Source organism: Mesorhizobium sp. GbtcB19 (assembly GCF_019091085.1).
In the GTDB taxonomy this organism is placed as follows: domain Bacteria; phylum Pseudomonadota; class Alphaproteobacteria; order Rhizobiales; family Rhizobiaceae; genus Mesorhizobium.
The window spans coordinates 56,479-73,480 of record NZ_JAGXJY010000014.1 but is presented as its reverse complement, the minus strand read 5'-3'; the positions used below and the strand labels follow the sequence as shown (position 1 = coordinate 73,480).

Genomic DNA, 17,002 nt, shown 5'->3' with positions numbered 1-17,002 from the left:
GCGCCGAGACGGATGAGGGGTGTTCCAGCGGAGTGAGATGCTGGCGTTCCCTGGAGCACCCCTCATCCGTCGCCTTCGGCGACACCTTCTCCCACAAGGGGAGAAGGGGGAGCCCACATTCCGGCGCCGCAGTGTTCAAAACCGCCGCCATCCCCCTCAATCCACGAAAATCAGCGCCGGCGTTTCGAGCAGCGCCTTGATGCGCTGCACGAACACGGCGGCATCCCAGCCGTCGATGACGCGGTGGTCGAAGCTGGACGACAGGTTCATCATCTTGCGCGGGATGAACTGCGTGCCGTCCCAGACCGGCCGCACCATCATCTTGTTGACGCCGACGATCGCCACCTCCGGATAGTTGATCACCGGCGTCGTCGCCACGCCGCCCATGGCGCCGAGCGAGGTGATGGTGATGGTCGAGCCGGACAGCTCCTCGCGCGTGGCCGTGCCGGTCTTCGCCGCGTCGGCCAGCCGGTTGACCTCCGCGGCGCTATCCCACAGGTCGCGCGCTTCGGCATGCTTGACCACCGGCACCACCAGCCCGTTGGGCGTCTGCGCGGCGATGCCGATATGGATGCCCTCATGTTGGTGGATGATGCCGGAATCATCGTCGAACAAGGCGTTGAGATTCGGCTGCTCGGCGATAGCCTTGACCATCGCCCGCATCAGGAAGGGCAGCAGCGTCAGCTTCGGACGATCTGACCGCTTTTCCTTGTTCAGCGTCGCGCGCAATTCCTCCAATGAAGTGACGTCGATCTCCTCGACATAGGTGATGTGCGGGATGCGCGATTTGGCCAGCGACATTTTTTCGGCGATCTTGCGCCGCAGCCCCACGACCTTGATGTCCTCGACGCCGTCCTTCCGGGCAAGCCCGGTGGCGCGGGCGGTTTGCGGGCCGCGCGCGACGAACGCATCGATGTCCTCATGGCTGATACGCCCGGCCGGGCCGCTGCCGGCGACCTGGCGCAGATCGATGCCGGCCTCTTTCGCACGCAGCCGAACGGCGGGTGACGCCAACGGCTTTTCGCCTTCCGCGCGCGGCGCGCCGGAAACGGAGCCAGGGCGCGTCGCCTTCGGCGCGGCTGTTGCTTTCGGCGCCTCGGCCGGCTTTGGCGCCGCTTTCGCAGCGGCCAGCGCCGGTTTTGCCTCGACCGGTTCAGCCGGCGCTTTCACCTCGGGCGCTGCCTCGGCGGCGGCCTTGACATTGCCTTCGCCGGCTACTTTCAGCCGCACGATCGGCGAGCCGATCGCCACCGTGTCGCCGATCTCGGCGCCGAGCCACAGAATCTCGCCATCGACCGGCGAGGGGATCTCGACGGTCGCCTTGTCGGTCATGACGGCGGCCAGCACCGTGTCCTCGCGCACGAGGTCGCCGACCTTGACATGCCACTCGACGAGCTCGGCCTCGGCGACGCCTTCGCCGACATCGGGCAGCTTGATGACGTGCTCGCCCATGTCAGGCCTCCATGGTTTCAATGAGCGCGCGCCCGACCCGCGCCGGGCCGGGGAAATAGTCCCATTCCTGCGCATGCGGATAGGGCGTGTCCCAGCCGGCGACGCGCGCGACCGGCGCCTCCAGATGGTAGAAGCAGTTTTCCTGCACCAGCGAGACCAGCTCGGCGCCGAAGCCGGAGGTGAGCGTCGCCTCATGCACGACGACGCAGCGCCCGGTCTTCTTCACCGAGGTGACGATCGCGTCGAGGTCGAGCGGCAAAAGCGTACGGAGATCGATGATCTCGGCGTCGATGCCGGTCTCCTCGGCAGCGGCCTGCGCGACATAGACCATCGTGCCATAGGCAAGCACCGTAACCGCCGATCCCGGCCTGCGGATCGCCGCCTTGCCGAGCGGGATCGAGTAATGACCGTCGGCGACCTCGCCGAGCTCATGCTTCGACCATGGCGTCACCGGACGGTCGTGATGGCCGTCGAACGGGCCGTTATAGAGCCGCTTCGGCTCGAGGAAGATCACCGGGTCCGGATCCTCGATCGCCGCGATCAGCAGCCCCTTGGCGTCATGGGGATTGGACGGCACCACCGTCTTAAGGCCGGAGACATGGGTGAACAGGGCTTCCGGGCTCTGGCTGTGCGTCTGGCCGCCGAAGATGCCGCCGCCGGTCGGCATGCGCACGACGATCGGGCAGGTGAAATCGCCGTTCGAGCGGTAACGCAGCCGCGCCGCTTCAGAGACGATCTGGTCGTAAGCCGGATAAACATAATCGGCGAACTGCACCTCGACGCAGGGTTTCAGCCCATAGGCGGCCATGCCGATAGCCGCGCCGACGATGCCGGATTCGCTGATCGGCGCATCGAAGCAGCGGCTCTTGCCATATTTGGCCTGCAGGCCTTGCGTGCAGCGGAAGACGCCGCCGAAAAAGCCGACATCCTCGCCGAACACGACCACACGCTCGTCGCGCCCCATCGATACGTCCATGGCGTCGCGGATCGCCTCGATCATCGTCCGTCTTGGCATGATCAGACCCCCGCCTGCTGGCGTTGGCGCCTGAGATGCGCTGGCATCTCGGCATAGACGCCCTCGAACATGTCACGCGTCGAGGGCTTGCCGCCGGCATGCAGCGTCCCGTGGCCTTCGGCCTCCTTCTGCGCCGCGATTACCGTTTCGAGGATCTCGGCTTCAGCCTGGGTGTGGCGATCCTCCGACCAGGCTTTCTTGTGGATGAGATGGTTCTTCAATCGGATGATCGGGTCGCCGAGCGGCCAGGCATCGGATTCGGCCTTCGGCCGGTAGGCGGATGGATCGTCCGAGCTCGAATGCGCGCCGGCCCGGTAGGTGACGTATTCGATCAGCGTTGGCCCGAGATTGGCGCGCGCCCGCTCCGCCGCCCATTTCGCCACCGCATGGACGGCGAGATAGTCATTGCCGTCGACGCGCAGCGCGGGGATGCCGAAACCGAGGCCGCGAGCGGCAAAGGTGCCGGAGCCGCCGCGCGCGATCCCTTGAAAGGTCGAGATCGCCCACTGGTTGTTGACGACATTGAGGATGACCGGCGCCTTGTAGGTCGAGGCAAACACCAGCGCCGAATGGAAATCGGACTCAGCGGTAGAACCGTCGCCGATCCAGGCGGCTGCGATGCGCGAATCGTTGGAGATCGCCGAGGCCATCGCCCAGCCGACCGCCTGGATATATTGCGTCGCCAGATTGCCGGAGATCGAGAAGAAGCCGTGCTCCTTCGACGAATACATGATCGGCAGTTGGCGTCCCTTCAGCGGGTCGGCTTCGTTGGAATAGATCTGGTTCATCATCGTGACCATCGGATAGCCGTCGGCGATCAACAGGCCGGCTTGCCGATAGGTCGGGAAATTCATGTCGCCCGGCTTGAGCGCCTTGCGGAAGGCCGAGCTTACCGCCTCCTCGCCGAGATGCTGCATGTAGAACGAGGTCTTGCCCTGGCGCTGCGCCATCTGCATGCGCGCGTCGAAGGTGCGCAACGTCATCATGTTGCGCAGGCCTTCCAGCAGTTCGTCATCGGTGAGCAGCCCGGCCCATGGCCCGACGGCCTCGCCGGCGCGATTCAGCACCCGGATGATGGAAAAGGCCATGTCGCGGATGGTGCGCGGATCGACGTCGATCTCGGGACGCGGCACCGAGCCGGCCTTGGGAATGGTCACGTTGGAGAAGTCGGGCGTGCCGCCGGGCCGCACCTCGGGCTCGGGCACATGAAAGCGCAACATTCCAGCATCGGCCATGAGCTCACGTCCTCCAATGTTGCCGGTGCGATATTTGCACATCCGCGCCGCTAATTCATCGGCCGAGATGGCGCGCCGTCCCTCGGCTTCTCGGCTGATCAAGGCCGATACGGCGCGCTGGCGACAAGATGCAGATATGACGGCGAAATTTCTTGTCGATGTTTTCCGACGCGGCGCAATTTGGCGAATGCGGGCAGGGCTTTAGGCGCAAGAGCTGACAACGTCCGGCTGGTTCGCTTCAGAACAAACCTTCAACGCTGGCGCTGCCCCTCACCTGCCTGCCGGCATCCTCTCCCCGTATAGTGACGGGGAGAGGGGCGCTTTCATCGCCGGTTTCGCCAATCACCGGCGTCGCAGGAAAGGCGCGTCGTTGCGGCCAGCCCCTTCTCCCCGTCACTATACGGGGAGAAGTGCCCGGCAGGGCGATGAGGGGCAGCGCCGACTTTTCGAAAATTGGCCGCCAAGGCTCAGGCGATCGCCTGGTGTCAACCGAAATGCTCGCGGAACATCCGCCACGCGAACCTGACCCATTCGAAACGCTGGTTCCGTCACCCCGCCTCATGCTAACTCACCCTGCATGGCACAGAAGAAAGGATACGAGGTCGATTCGTGGCTGGCGCGGCCGGACCCGGCCATGGGAATCGTCCTGCTTTACGGTCCCGATCGCGGCCTCGTCGCCGAGCGGGCGAAAGCCTTCGCCACCAAAACCGGCCTGCCGCTCGACGATCCGTTCTCGGTGGTCAAGCTGGATGGCGCCGCAGTCGACCGCGACGCGGGCCGGCTGCTCGACGAGGCGCGCACCGTGCCGATGTTTTCCGACCGGCGGCTGCTGTGGGTGCGCAACGCCAGCGGCCAGAAGGCGCTGGCCGACGACATCAAGGCGCTGACCACCGAGCCAGCCCGCGACGCCATCATCCTCATCGAAGCCGGTGACCTGAAGAAAGGCACTGGCCTCAGGGCCATCGTCGAGGCCGCCGGCAACGCCATCGCCTTGCCTTGCTATGCCGACGAGGCGCGCGACCTCGACACGGTGATCGACGACGAATTGCGCAAGGCCGGCATGTCGATGACCTTGGACGCGCGCCAGGCGCTGCGCCGCAATCTCGGCGGCGACCGGCTCGCCTCGCGCGGCGAGATCGAGAAGCTGATGCTCTACGCCCATGGCCGGAAGGAAATCGATGTCGACGACGTCAACGCGCTGTCAGGCGATGTCTCCGGCGCTTCCTTCGACGCAGCGGTCGACGCCGTGCTGGATGGCAAGGTCGGCGACTTCGACATCGCCTTCAACCGCCATTGCCAGTCCGGCGGCCACCCGTTCCTGGTGCTGTCCTCGGCGATGCGGCAATTGCAGGCGATCCAGGTGATGCGCGGCCAGATGGAAACCGGCGGCCGCAACGCCGCCTCGGTCGTCGCCGGCGCCCGCCCGCCGGTCTTTTTCTCGCGGCGCAAGCTGGTGGAAAAGACGCTCGAGCGCTGGAATGTCGAGGCGCTCGGCCGCGCGCTCGGCCGACTGCAGACGGCGGTGCTGCAAACCCGCAAGCGGCCCGATCTGTCGGAAGCGCTGGCCAGGCAGGCGCTGCTCGGTATCGCGATCGAAAGCGCGAGGCTGGGGCAAAGGTAGAAGGGCGGATGTCGAAACCCGCTTCCCATGCTCAATTCATTGTCATCCCGTCCATCGGCATCATCGTGTCCATCGGCTGGAAGGTCGGCAGCGCCTGCGGAAAGACCAGCACCGCCGCGCCGTAAAGAAGCAGGGCGACACCCGACACTTTCGCTATCCACTCTCCATGCGGGAATGTCTTCTCCGCAAAGACCAGCAGCGTGACCACCGCCATCGCGGCGATGTTCATGATCCCGAGGGGAAAAAGGGCGAAAAACAAGAGCCAGCAGCAGCCCAGGCAAAACAGCCCATGTTGCAGGCCCATCCGCACCGCGCCCCACCGCCCATCGCGCCATGAGGTCAGGATGAAGCCGATCGGCGTGCGGCATTTGGCCAGGCACAGGTCTTTCAGCGGGGACAGCTGATAGGCGCCCGCAATCATCAACAGTGCGCCACCGATGCGCGCGGCCGTCGCTGCCGACAATCCCGCATACGCGGCAAGCATCTCCGCGCCCGCCGCGCCGGCAAAGGCGAGAACGCCCGTCGCCGCCCAGACCAGCATGTAGCCGGCCACGAACACCCAGGTCGACACAAAGGCCTGGCCGCGGCCCCGTTTGCCGCTCTGGACCTGATGAAAGGTCAGGATCATGGGTGCGGCCGCCGGAAACATCATGGCAATCATCATGATCAGCCAGACGGCAAGAAACAGCGCGGCCGTCATGCCCATGGTGGGTGAATACATGTCCATGCGCATGCCCGCGCCCATGCCGATCTGCTGCCGGACGAGCAAGGCCCACGCCACCGCTGCGGCGGCGATCAGCAGCGCGAGAATGATGTTTCGCTGCAGCGTCAGCATCTGCGAGCCCGTTCCGACCAGAGCAATTCCAGGAAAAGTGTGAGCGGTTTTCCGTCCGGAATTGCGTCAAAACAAAGAGATAGAGCGGTTCGCCGTTTCCGTGAAACGGTGAAACGCTCTAGGTGCGGCAAGCGCTAATGCTGGCCGGACCAGCTGATCGGAGCGTAATGTCCGTTGCGGCGGGAATTGTCCCAACTCATGCCGTGGTCGCGGAAGGTACTACCCTCCACCCCCACCGCCAGAGCCAGCCAGTCGGGATTGACGGGATGGCCGGTGGCCATCGACATCTCACCGTCCTCGCGCATTGTCGGCAGCGGCTCGACCGCCATATGCATCACGCCCGCAATCTCCGCCGACCGCTTCTTGCCGTCGATCTGGTATTTGATCGGCACCTTCTTCGCGCCGAGGTTGGTGCTGATCATCGGCGCGAAGGCAGCCATCGGACCACCCGCGGCGCCGGTGAAGATGGCGCCCAGCGCCTCCGTCTGCCTCTCATCGGCGCGTTCGTCGATATAGGCGGCGGCCGTCCAATTGCCTTGCGCCATCGGACCCGGTGTGTGCGCGACCATGGCGACGTTGAGCCCGTCCAGTCGGACGTCGCCGAAATTGCCCTTGTCGATATGAAAGACCAAGGCGACATCGCAAACGCCTTGCGTCGGCTTCGATGTCAGCTGCGCATTGGTGGACACCAGGCAAGGACACACGACATCGCAATTGCAGTTTTCGAAATAACTTCCAGACAATTGCCAACTGGTTGCCATTTTCACCTCCGGGCTCTGTCAGGCGGGTCGGCTCGGATCGCTTTGGCGAGGTGGCGCCGCTTACATCGTGGAAACGGCATATAGCCCGACATCGCGACTGCTCGGCACGCCAGGGCATATAGTTTAGTTGTCTCTAAATCAGGTTACGCCGATGCCCGGCACTGTCAAGCCAAGCAGGCACTGCTTGGCGTTGCGATCGAAAGCGCGAGGTTGGGGCAGCGACAGGCGATTGGCCAATCTCCCCCCTCGTGGGGGAGATGTCCGGTAGGACAGAGGGGGGCGCTGTCCCGCCGGCTTATCGACGCTTTGGCCTCGACCTCCCGGGGATCCCCGCCGTGGCCTGTGGCGGAAGGCGCAACGGCGCAGAATTCTGTAGCCACTACAATGGCTTAATGTCTGCGCGCGGCGCTCGTTCCTTGTTTCGCCCTGGGAGACGTCGCGTTCCTTCGCGCCCCCCTCTGCCCTGCCGGGCATCTCCCCCCACAAGGGGGGAGATTGGCCGTCACCGCCGCCTTCGCCAGCCACCGCCGTCAACAAAAAGGCCAGCGTAACCGCCAGCCCTCTTTGTCTATCACCGATATATCAGTCGTATCCAACCTTAAACCAGCACCTCAAATCCCGGCAAATACCGATAAACGGCAGGAGCCTACCGCTCGTCCTTCAGCCGCCGGCACAACTCGTCGAGCTGTTCCAGCGAGCGATAATTGACCTTGAGCGTGCCGCCCTTGCTCTTGTGCTCGATGCTCACGATCATGCCGATTGTGTCGGTCATCAGCTTCTCGAGCGCGAGCGTATCGGGGTCCTTGTCCGGCGCGCTCGCCGCCGACTTGGCCTTGGCCGGTGTCGGGCCGGCAGGCATCTGCGCCAGCGCTTCGGCCTGGCGCACCGAAAGCCCTTCCTCGACGATGCGCTTGGCGAGCCCGGCCGGATCCTCGGCCGTCACCAGCGTGCGGGCGTGGCCGGCCGACAAGGCTCCGTCGACCAGCATGTCGTGGATGACATTGGGCAGCTTCAACAGCCGCAGCGTGTTGGCGACATGGCTGCGGCTCTTGCCGATGACCTGGCCGAGATCGGCCTGCGTGTAGCCGTGTTCGTCGATGAGTTGCTGATAGCCTTGCGCCTCTTCGACCGGGTTGAGGTCGGCGCGCTGCACATTCTCGATGATCGCCAGTTCCAGCGCGGTGCGGTCGTTGACGTCGCGCACGATCAGCGGGATCTCGGTGAGCCCCGCGCGCTGCGCCGCCCGCCAGCGCCGCTCGCCGGCGATGATCTCGTAGCGGCCGGCCTGCGAAGGCGAGGGGCGCGCCACCACAGGCTGCACCACGCCATGCTCGCGGATCGACTGGGCAAGGTCGGTGAGCTCGGCATCGCCGAAATGCCGGCGCGGATTCTTCGGGTTCGGGCTGACGAATTCGATCGGCACCTTGCCGTCGGCCGCCACCACCGCGCTCGGCTTTTCCGGCGCCGCCGGACGGTCGATTTCGCCGATCAGCGCCGCGAGGCCACGGCCCAGTCTTTTTCTTGATTGGTCTTCGCTCATTAGTTTGTCCAGATCGTTTCGGAATCGAATCGGCTAGTTAACCAAGCAGCCGGATGCGCTTGTGGCTCAGGCGGCGCGCAGCTTGCGCTCGCGGCGGATCACCTCGGAGGCGAGCTGCAGATAGGCCTGGCTGCCCGAGCACTTCAGGTCATAGAGGATCGCCGGCTTGCCGTAGGACGGCGCCTCGGAAACACGAACATTGCGCGGGATGATCGTCTCGTAGACCTTGTCGCCCATATGCGTGCGCACATCCTGCACCACCTGGTTGGCGAGGTTGTTGCGCCCGTCATACATGGTGAGCACGATGCCCTGGATGGTGAGATCCGGATTGATCGTGCGGCGCACCTGCTCGACCGTCTCCAGCAACTGGCTGAGACCTTCCAGAGCGAAGAACTCGCATTGCAGCGGAACCAGAACGGAATCGGCCGCCGCCATTGAATTCAAGGTCAAAAGATTGAGCGAGGGCGGGCAGTCGATCAGCACATAGCCGAACGGCGCCGAACGCTCGGTAGCGGCGCGCAGCGCGTTGCGCAGCTTCAGCACCCGGTCTGGCGCCGAGGCGATCTCCATCTCGATGCCGAGCAGGTCGAGCGTGGAGGGGATGATCGACAGTCCAGGCACAGCGGTCGGCACAGCTGCGGCTTCCAGCTCGAGCTCGCCGGTCAGCACGTCGTAGGACGACGTGGTGCGATCCTTGCGGTCGATGCCGAGGCCGGTGCTGGCATTGCCCTGCGGATCGAGGTCAACGATCAGCACGCGCTCGCCGATGGCCGCCAAGGCCGTGGCCAGATTGATGGCCGTCGTCGTCTTGCCGACGCCGCCTTTCTGGTTGGCGACTGTGATGATACGCGGTGCTGTGCTCATGGGCCTGTGCCAGTAATTCATTTGCTTGTCGCCGGGCGCAATTCGGTGATTTCGAGGATGACGCCATGGGGGTCGGTCATACTCGAATGTTCTACCAGATCGAAACTCCAGCGGTGAGTGCTTTCTTCCACCTCGGCGCGGTAATCCCGGCCTTTGTGGAACAGCGCGCGCGCCCCTGTGGTCAGCCACGGCGCCGCGAGATCGAGCAGATCCGGCAACGCCGCAAGCGCCCTCGCCGTAACGATTTCCGGTGTCGAAACAAGCGCATAGCTGTCGCCGATGCGCTTCGCCACGACGCGCGCCGGCAAAGCGAACTGACCGATGACGGATTGCAGGAACGAAGCTTTCTTGCGGTTGCTCTCGACCAGATCGATCGACGCGCCGGAACGCTCTTTAAGCAGAAAACCAAGCACCAATCCGGGAAAGCCGCCGCCGGAACCAAGGTCGACCCAGCGTGTGGCGGCGGGCGCGATTCGCGCGAGCTGGGCGCTGTCCAAGATGTGACGGCGCCAGACATCGTCCAGTGTCGACGGCGCCGCCAGATTGATGCTGCGATTCCATTTCAGGAACAGCTGTTCGAAGGCCTGCAGCCGCTCGAATGTTTCACGTGAAACCGGACCTGCTGCTTTTTGCAGGTCCGCCCAGGCATCCGCGCTCACGCCACAGACCTTCGCGCGGCAAGCTCGGCATTGCGGACATGCGCGACGATGATCGCCAGCGCCGCCGGCGTCATGCCTTCCATGCGCTGCGCGTCGGCTATCGAACGCGGCTGGCGCAGCTTCATCTTTTGCTTCAGCTCGTTCGAGAGGCCGGGCACATCCGAGAAATCGATGGCTTCCGGGATAAGCCGCGCTTCTTCATGCCTGATCTGCGCGACGTCGGCCTGCTGTCGATCCAGGTAGACAGAATATTTCGCTTCCGTTTCAAGACGCTCCGCCGTCTTGCTGTCGAGCGTGGCAAAGCGTGGCTCGACGCGGCTGAGCCAAGCCATGTCTACGCCCGGATGCGCCAGCAGCTCATAGGCCGAGCGGCGCACGCCGTCCTTGTTGATCTCCAGCCCATGCCGTGCCGCTTCATTCGGCGTCCAGGTGACGGATTTGGCCAGCGCGCGGGCGACGTCGAGCTTCTGTGCCATATCGCCGAACCGCTGCAACCGCTCCGGCGATACAATGCCGAGCTTCTCGGCGAGTGGCGTCAGCCGCTCGTCAGCATTGTCGGCGCGCAGCGAAAGCCGGAACTCGGCGCGCGAAGTGAACATGCGATAGGGCTCGGCGATGCCGCGGCTGGTGAGATCATCGACCATCACGCCGATATAGGCTTCGGTGCGGCTGAGCACGACATCGTCGTCGCCCGCCGCCTTGCGCGCGGCGTTGATGCCGGCAAGCAGGCCTTGCGCGCCAGCCTCTTCGTAGCCGGTCGTACCGTTGATCTGTCCGGCAAGGAACAGGCCATCGACGCGCTTCGTCTCCAGCGTCGTCTTCAATTCGCGCGGATCGACATGGTCGTATTCGATCGCGTAGCCCGGCTGCAGCATCGTTGCCTTTTCCAGCCCGGGAATGGTCTTCAGGATCGCGAGCTGCACGTCCTCGGGCAGCGAGGTCGAGATGCCGTTCGGGTAGACCGTGTCGTCAACGAGCCCTTCCGGCTCCAGGAAGATCTGGTGGCCTTCACGGTCGCCGAACTTGACGATCTTGTCCTCGATCGACGGGCAGTAGCGCGGGCCGACGCCTTCGATCGAACCGGAATACATCGCCGAGCGGCCGAGATTGGCGCGGATCAGCTCATGCGTCGCCGGCATGGTGCGAGTGATGCCGCAATGGATCTGCGGATTGGCGATCCTATCGGTCATCAGCGAGAACGGCACTGGATCCTCGTCCGCCGCCTGGCTTTCCAGCGACGCCCAGTCGATGGTACGGCCATCGAGGCGAGGGGGCGTTCCGGTCTTCAGCCGCCCGAGCTTGAAGCCTGCGCGCGCCATCGTCGCCGACAGGCCCATGCTCGCCTGCTCGTTCATGCGGCCGGCGACAATCTTCTTCTCGCCGATATGGATCAGTCCGCGCAGGAAGGTGCCGGTGGTCAGCACGACGGCGCCGCAAGCGAGCCGCCGGTCACCTGAAACCAGCACCGCTGCAACGCGCCCATCTGCGATTTCGAAATCGAGAACCTCGCCCTCGATAACGTCAAGATCGTTCTGCTGCCGAATCGCTTCCTGCATGGCAAGCCGATAGAGCTTGCGGTCGGCTTGCGTGCGCGGACCGCGCACGGCCGGACCCTTGCGGCGATTGAGCAGGCGGAACTGGATGCCGGCGGCGTCGGCGATGCGTCCCATCAGCCCATCCATCGCGTCGATCTCACGCACGAGATGTCCCTTGCCGAGACCGCCAATCGCAGGATTGCAGGACATGACGCCGATCGTGTCGAAACGCAGCGTCACCAGCGCCGTCCTGGCGCCGGCGCGCGCGGCAGCACTTGCCGCCTCGCATCCGGCATGGCCGCCGCCCACCACCACCACATCATAGTGACTGGTCATTATCCAAGAATCCGCTTTCAGAGATTGCCCGACACATGTCCCCGCGCCACCTCCCTGTCAAGGACGAACACCCGTATCGTTTCACGTGAAACATAAATCGGCGTATTCCACAGAGTGTTTCACGTGAGTCAGTGCGGAGGGTCGCCCCGTGTTTCACGTGAATCACTTACCAATGCAGAACTGCGAGAAGATGACGTCGAGCAGGTCCTCGACGTCGACCGCGCCAATGATGCGGCCAAGACGATCCGCCGCGAGCCGCAATTCCTCGGCGCGCAATTCCTGGCTCTGCCCCGACAACGCCGCCCTCAGAAAATCCCGCGTCTCGCTAAGAAGCTCGACGTGACGCAATCTCGACGGCAGGACGTCACCTGCATTCCTCACCGCCGCAGCGGCGCGGTCTCCAATCTCTTTGAGAAGGCGCTCGATCCCCGCACCAACCTTGGTAGAGATCACCAGATCGTAGCCGTCACCCGCGCCGGCCCGAGCAATGTCCGACTTCGTCCCGATCCTCAGCAGAGGAACCTCATTTGGGACATCGCTCACGGCCACCGGGTCGGCCATATCCTCGAGGAGCAGCACCAGATCCGTCGCTCCCGCCTTGGCGCGCGCCCTCTCGATGCCGATCGATTCGACCTTGCCCGCGGCGTCGCGCAGGCCGGCGGTGTCGACGATGCGCACCTTCAGCCCGTTCAGGTCCATAGCGACCTCGAGCAGGTCGCGCGTCGTGCCAGGCTCGTCGGTGACGATGGCCGCCTCGCGCCTGGCCAAGGCGTTGAACAGGCTGGACTTGCCCGCGTTCGGCGCGCCCAGGATGACGACCTCAAAACCGTCGCGGATGATCTCCGCCGCCTTGAACCCTTCGACATGCCGCTCGATCTCGCCGATCATCGCCGCCACGTCGGACCAGACCGCCTCCGAAACGGAGCCCGGAACGTCGTCCTCATCGGCGAAGTCTATCTCCGCTTCGATCATCGCCCGGGCGTGGATCAGCCGGCGCCGCCAGCTCGAATAAAGCTCGCTCTGCGCCCCTTCCGCATTGCTGAGCGCGAAACGGCGCTGCGCCTCGGTCTCGGCATTGACCAGATCGGCAAGCGCCTCGGTTTCGACCAGATCCAGCCTGCCATTGAGAAAGGCGCGCCTCGTGAACTCGCCGGGCTCCGCATGCCTGACGCCTTCGAAGCTGGTGATCGTCTGCAGCACCTTGGCCGCGACGGCACGGCTGCCATGGACCTGGAATTCGGCAACATCCTCGCCGGTGAAGCTGCCGGGACCTGGAAAGAACAGAACAACGCCGTGATCGATGACCGAGCCGTCCACCGCCTTGAGCCTGCGCAACGTGGTTAAACGATCCTTAACCGGCCCGGCAATTGTTTCGACAACGAATCGAGTCGTCGGGCCGGAAATGCGGATGACGGCAATGCCGGCGGGCAGGCGGCCGCTCGACAGCGCTACGATCGAATCCTTCGAAGCCATTGGGGAAACCATTTGCCGGACCTGCCGAACCGCCTAGATTAAGATAAAGCACGGCCGAAACCGCTCACACGTCTCGGCATCGTGCCCCAGTCTTTGCCAATCAAATGCCGAGCCGCTCATCGTGACCTTGCCCGCGCGTAACCTGCTTGCCGAAGAGGCCAGCCCCTATCTGCAGCAGCACAGCGACAATCCCGTGCATTGGCGGGGCTGGTCGCCTGCCGCCCTTGCCGAAGCCAGGGAACTGGGCCGGCCGATCCTGCTTTCCATCGGTTATGCCGCCTGCCACTGGTGCCATGTCATGGCGCATGAAAGTTTTGAGAACGACGCCGTGGCGGCCGTCATGAACCGGCTCTACGTGAATATCAAGGTCGATCGCGAGGAGCGGCCCGACATCGACCAGATCTATATGGCCGCGCTCCATGCCATGGGCGAGCAGGGCGGCTGGCCGTTGACCATGTTCCTGACGCCCGACGGCAAGCCTTTCTGGGGCGGCACCTATTTCCCACGCGAGGCGCGCTACGGCCGGCCGGGTTTCATCCAGGTTCTTGAAGCGGTCGACAAGGCCTGGCGCGAAAAGCAGCAGAGCCTCGCCGAAAGCGCCGACGGGCTGACCGCACATGTCGAGCAGCGGCTTGCCGGCGCCAAGGGCAAGGCGGTGCTCGACCGCGACACCTTGGCCGATCTCGCCGGGCGCATCGACGGCATGATCGACCGCGATCTCGGCGGTTTGCGCGGCGCGCCGAAATTCCCCAATGCGCCCTTCATGCACACCTTGTGGCTGTCCTGGCTGCGCGACGGCCAGGCCGCCCATCGCGACGCCGTGCTCACCAGCCTGGAAAAAATGCTCGCCGGCGGCATCTACGATCATGTCGGCGGCGGCCTCAGCCGCTATTCCACCGACGCCGAATGGCTGGTGCCGCATTTCGAAAAGATGCTCTACGACAACGCCCAGCTGGTCCGTCTGTGCAACTGGGCCTACTCGGCTACGGGCAACGGCTTGTTCCGGGTACGAATCGAAGAGACCGTCGCCTGGCTGCTGCGCGAAATGTTGGTCGATGGTGGCGCCTTCGCCGCCAGCCTCGATGCCGACAGCGACGGCGAGGAGGGGCTCTTTTATACGTGGAGCCGCGAAGAGGTCGAAAGTGCGTTCGGCGGCGATGCTTCGACCTTCTTCCGCTACTTCGAGCTCGCCGCGCCGCATGGCTGGGAAGGCAAGCCGATCATCCGTCAGCACGAAACGCAGCAAGCTCAGGGCATCGCCGACTACACGCAGCTCGCGCCTATGAAGGCAAAACTCCTGGCCGCCCGCGAGCACCGGATCAGGCCTGGCCGCGATGCCAAGGCGCTCACCGACTGGAACGGGCTGATGATTACGGCGCTCGCTGAGGCCGGCCGTTCGCTTGGCAGGCGTGACTGGGTCGACGCCGCGGCAAAAGCCTTCGCTCATATTGTCGGGGCCAGTGAGGGCGGCCGGATGCCACATTCCATGCTCGGCGCCAAGAAGCTTTTCCCGGCGCTGTCCAGCGACTATGCCGCCATGACCAACACGGCGATCGCGCTCTTCGAAGCGACCGGCGATCAGGCCTATTCGGCACAGGCGAGACATTTCATCGACGAACTCGACCGCTGGCACCTGGATAGCGAAAAGACCGGCTACTGGCTGACGGCCTCGGACAGCGGCGACGTGCCGATCCGCATCCGCGGCGATGTCGACGAGGCCATCCCCTCGGCCACCAGCCAGATCGTCGAGGCGCTGGTGCGGCTGTCATCGCTCACCGGCGATCTCCAACTCTGGGAAAAGGCCTGGGCGACCGCCGAGCATGCCATGGGGCGCACCGCGCAACAGGCCTATGGCCAGGCCGGCATCGTCAACGCCTGCGCGCAGGCGCTCGAACCGCTGAAACTTGTTCTGGTCGACTCAGTAGAGAATCCAAGTCTTGTTCCGGTTGCGAATCGGAATCCCGATCCGCGCCGGGTCGACATCGTCGTTCCGATTGGTTCGGAGGCGAATCGAGCGCTCCTACCGGGCGGCGTGCTGCCGCCAACGGACAGGGCAGGCGCCTGGTTTTGCACCGGGCAGGTATGCCTGCCGGTGGTCACGGAGCCAGAAGAATTGGAGAAGTTGTTGCGGCGATAGCGCCTTCCTTCTCCCCCTGTGGGAGAAGGTGGATCGGCGCGATAGCGCCGAGACGGATGAGGGGTGTTCCAGCGGAGTGGAACGTCGGCTTTCCCTGGAGCACCCCTCATCCGTCGCCTTCGGCGACACCTTCTCCCACAAGGGGAGAAGGGGAAGCACTCCACCAATCACGTATTCATCGAATCGAAGAAGTCGGCGTTGGTCTTGGTCTGCTTGAGCTTGTCGATGAGGAACTCGATCGCGTCGGTCGTTCCCATCGGCGCCAGGATACGGCGCAGCACGAAGATCTTCTGCAGGTCCGCGCGCGGCACAAGCAGATCCTCCTTGCGGGTGCCGGACTTGAGGATGTCCATCGCCGGATAGATGCGCTTGTCGGCCACCTTGCGGTCGAGCTGGATTTCGCAGTTGCCGGTGCCCTTGAACTCTTCGAAGATGACTTCGTCCATGCGGCTGCCGGTGTCGATCAGCGCGGTTGCGATGATGGTCAGCGAGCCGCCTTCCTCGATGTTGCGGGCGGCGCCGAAGAAGCGCTTCGGGCGCTGCAGCGCGTTGGCGTCGACACCGCCGGTCAGCACCTTGCCGGATGACGGCACGACGGTGTTGTAGGCGCGGCCGAGACGGGTGATCGAATCGAGAAGAATGACCACGTCGCGGCCATGCTCAACCAGGCGCTTGGCCTTCTCGATCACCATCTCAGCGACCTGCACGTGACGCGCAGCTGGCTCGTCGAAGGTGGACGAGATCACCTCGCCCTTCACCGAGCGCTGCATGTCGGTCACTTCCTCCGGACGCTCGTCGATCAGAAGCACGATCAGATAGCATTCCGGATGGTTGGCGGTGATCGAATGAGCAATGTTTTGCATCAGCACCGTCTTGCCGGTGCGCGGCTGCGCGTTGATCAGCGCGCGCTGGCCCTTGCCGATCGGCGCGACCAGGTCGATCACGCGCGGCGAGATATCCTTCGAGGTCGGATTGTCGACCTCCATCTTCAGCCGCTTGGTCGGATAGAGCGGCGTCAGATTGTCGAAATGGATTTTGTGACGGATCTTTTCGGGATCGTCGAAATTGATGGTGTTGACCTTGAGCAGCGCAAAATAGCGCTCGCCCTCTTTCGGGCTGCGGATCGGTCCTTCGACCGTATCGCCGGTCTTGAGCGAAAACCGCCTGATCTGCGACGGCGAGATATAGATGTCGTCGGGGCCGGGCAGGTAGTTTGCGTTGGCCGAGCGCAGGAAGCCGAAACCGTCCTGAAGCACCTCGACCACGCCGTCGCCGATGATTTCGATGTCCTGGGCGGCGAGCTTCTTCAGGATTGCGAACATCAGCTCCTGCTTGCGCATGACGCTGGCATTCTCCACCTCGAGCGATTCGGCATAAGCGATCAGCTCTGGCGGCTTCTTGTTCTTGAACTCTGCGAGTTTCATTTCTTGCATTAGATAGACTCTGGGTAGGCTTTGGGGAGAAAAATCGGCTGGATACGACAAATGCCGGGCGCGGCCGAAAGCGAGTAAAGGGGCGGCGCATGACGGGAAGGAAGAC

At 64.1% G+C, this 17,002-nt stretch carries 13 protein-coding genes; 2 read left to right on the top strand and 11 right to left on the bottom strand.

What is annotated here, in order from left to right; genetic code table 11:
* Positions 1–156 precede the first annotated feature (156 nt).
* From KVT37_RS22235 to KVT37_RS22225, 3 genes are read right to left on the bottom strand one after another with little or no spacing between them, the layout of a single operon-like run.
* Positions 157–1,452: a dihydrolipoamide acetyltransferase family protein gene (locus KVT37_RS22235; protein ID WP_217577034.1), complete on the bottom strand. Its 1,296-nt coding sequence runs from the start codon at positions 1,450–1,452 to the stop codon at positions 157–159.
* A gap of 1 nt (position 1,453) precedes the next feature.
* Positions 1,454–2,467: an alpha-ketoacid dehydrogenase subunit beta gene (locus tag KVT37_RS22230; protein WP_217577032.1), complete on the bottom strand. Its 1,014-nt coding sequence runs from the start codon at positions 2,465–2,467 to the stop codon at positions 1,454–1,456.
* A gap of 2 nt (positions 2,468–2,469) precedes the next feature.
* The gene (locus tag KVT37_RS22225) at positions 2,470–3,702 is read right to left on the bottom strand and encodes a 3-methyl-2-oxobutanoate dehydrogenase (2-methylpropanoyl-transferring) subunit alpha (protein ID WP_217577030.1); all 1,233 of its coding nucleotides are present in this window, start codon (positions 3,700–3,702) and stop codon (positions 2,470–2,472) included.
* Between the two features lie 577 nt (positions 3,703–4,279).
* Here KVT37_RS22225 and holA point away from each other — a divergent pair.
* Positions 4,280–5,323 (top strand): DNA polymerase III subunit delta, encoded by a 1,044-nt coding sequence (holA, locus tag KVT37_RS22220; protein WP_217577028.1) that lies wholly within the window; start codon positions 4,280–4,282, stop codon positions 5,321–5,323.
* A 31-nt stretch (positions 5,324–5,354) separates the two neighbouring features.
* On the opposite strand, the gene KVT37_RS22215 is transcribed toward holA, so the two are convergent.
* From KVT37_RS22215 to mnmE, 7 genes are all read right to left on the bottom strand, one after another.
* A complete protein-coding gene (locus tag KVT37_RS22215; RefSeq protein ID WP_217577026.1) occupies positions 5,355–6,158 on the bottom strand; it encodes a DUF2182 domain-containing protein in 804 nt (267 codons plus the stop codon).
* Positions 6,159–6,292: 134 nt separating this feature from the next.
* Positions 6,293–6,919 carry a DUF1326 domain-containing protein gene (locus KVT37_RS22210; protein WP_217577024.1) on the bottom strand — a complete coding sequence of 209 codons (627 nt, stop codon included), beginning with the start codon at positions 6,917–6,919 and terminating at the stop codon, positions 6,293–6,295.
* 646 nt (positions 6,920–7,565) lie between these two features.
* Complete coding sequence (locus tag KVT37_RS22205; protein ID WP_217577022.1) at positions 7,566–8,459, bottom strand: ParB/RepB/Spo0J family partition protein; 894 nt, start codon at positions 8,457–8,459, stop codon at positions 7,566–7,568.
* Between the two features lie 66 nt (positions 8,460–8,525).
* Positions 8,526–9,323 carry a ParA family protein gene (locus KVT37_RS22200; RefSeq protein WP_217577020.1) on the bottom strand — a complete coding sequence of 266 codons (798 nt, stop codon included), beginning with the start codon at positions 9,321–9,323 and terminating at the stop codon, positions 8,526–8,528.
* Positions 9,324–9,340: 17 nt separating this feature from the next.
* Positions 9,341–9,982 carry a 16S rRNA (guanine(527)-N(7))-methyltransferase RsmG gene (gene rsmG, locus KVT37_RS22195; RefSeq protein WP_217577019.1) on the bottom strand — a complete coding sequence of 214 codons (642 nt, stop codon included), beginning with the start codon at positions 9,980–9,982 and terminating at the stop codon, positions 9,341–9,343.
* The gene (gene mnmG / locus KVT37_RS22190; protein WP_217577017.1) at positions 9,979–11,853 is read right to left on the bottom strand and encodes a tRNA uridine-5-carboxymethylaminomethyl(34) synthesis enzyme MnmG; all 1,875 of its coding nucleotides are present in this window, start codon (positions 11,851–11,853) and stop codon (positions 9,979–9,981) included. Before mnmG ends, rsmG begins: the two co-directional genes overlap by 4 nt.
* Positions 11,854–12,015: 162 nt before the next feature.
* On the bottom strand, positions 12,016–13,326 hold the full coding sequence (mnmE, locus tag KVT37_RS22185; RefSeq protein WP_217577015.1) for a tRNA uridine-5-carboxymethylaminomethyl(34) synthesis GTPase MnmE: 1,311 nt from the start codon (positions 13,324–13,326) through the stop codon (positions 12,016–12,018).
* A 121-nt stretch (positions 13,327–13,447) separates the two neighbouring features.
* Between mnmE and KVT37_RS22180 the strand changes: the two genes are divergently transcribed.
* A complete protein-coding gene (locus KVT37_RS22180; protein WP_217577013.1) occupies positions 13,448–15,463 on the top strand; it encodes a thioredoxin domain-containing protein in 2,016 nt (671 codons plus the stop codon).
* A gap of 167 nt (positions 15,464–15,630) precedes the next feature.
* On the opposite strand, the gene rho is transcribed toward KVT37_RS22180, so the two are convergent.
* Entirely contained in the window at positions 15,631–16,896 is a 1,266-nt protein-coding gene (gene rho, locus KVT37_RS22175; RefSeq protein ID WP_127230347.1) for a transcription termination factor Rho, read from the bottom strand.
* Positions 16,897–17,002 lie beyond the last annotated feature (106 nt).

Excerpts from the sequence above, each read along its gene's own strand:
- KVT37_RS22230 (WP_217577032.1), bottom strand. The coding sequence starts at position 2,467 with ATGCCAAGACGGACGATGATCGAGGCGATCCGCGACGCCATGGACGTA.
- KVT37_RS22235 (WP_217577034.1), bottom strand. The coding sequence starts at position 1,452 with ATGGGCGAGCACGTCATCAAGCTGCCCGATGTCGGCGAAGGCGTCGCC.
- KVT37_RS22205 (WP_217577022.1), bottom strand. The coding sequence starts at position 8,459 with ATGAGCGAAGACCAATCAAGAAAAAGACTGGGCCGTGGCCTCGCGGCG.
- mnmE (WP_217577015.1), bottom strand. The coding sequence starts at position 13,326 with ATGGCTTCGAAGGATTCGATCGTAGCGCTGTCGAGCGGCCGCCTGCCC.
- KVT37_RS22215 (WP_217577026.1), bottom strand. The coding sequence starts at position 6,158 with ATGCTGACGCTGCAGCGAAACATCATTCTCGCGCTGCTGATCGCCGCC.
- KVT37_RS22210 (WP_217577024.1), bottom strand. The coding sequence starts at position 6,919 with ATGGCAACCAGTTGGCAATTGTCTGGAAGTTATTTCGAAAACTGCAAT.
- holA (WP_217577028.1), top strand. The coding sequence starts at position 4,280 with ATGGCACAGAAGAAAGGATACGAGGTCGATTCGTGGCTGGCGCGGCCG.
- KVT37_RS22225 (WP_217577030.1), bottom strand. The coding sequence starts at position 3,702 with ATGGCCGATGCTGGAATGTTGCGCTTTCATGTGCCCGAGCCCGAGGTG.
- rho (WP_127230347.1), bottom strand. The coding sequence starts at position 16,896 with ATGCAAGAAATGAAACTCGCAGAGTTCAAGAACAAGAAGCCGCCAGAG.
- KVT37_RS22200 (WP_217577020.1), bottom strand. The coding sequence starts at position 9,323 with ATGAGCACAGCACCGCGTATCATCACAGTCGCCAACCAGAAAGGCGGC.
- mnmG (WP_217577017.1), bottom strand. The coding sequence starts at position 11,853 with ATGACCAGTCACTATGATGTGGTGGTGGTGGGCGGCGGCCATGCCGGA.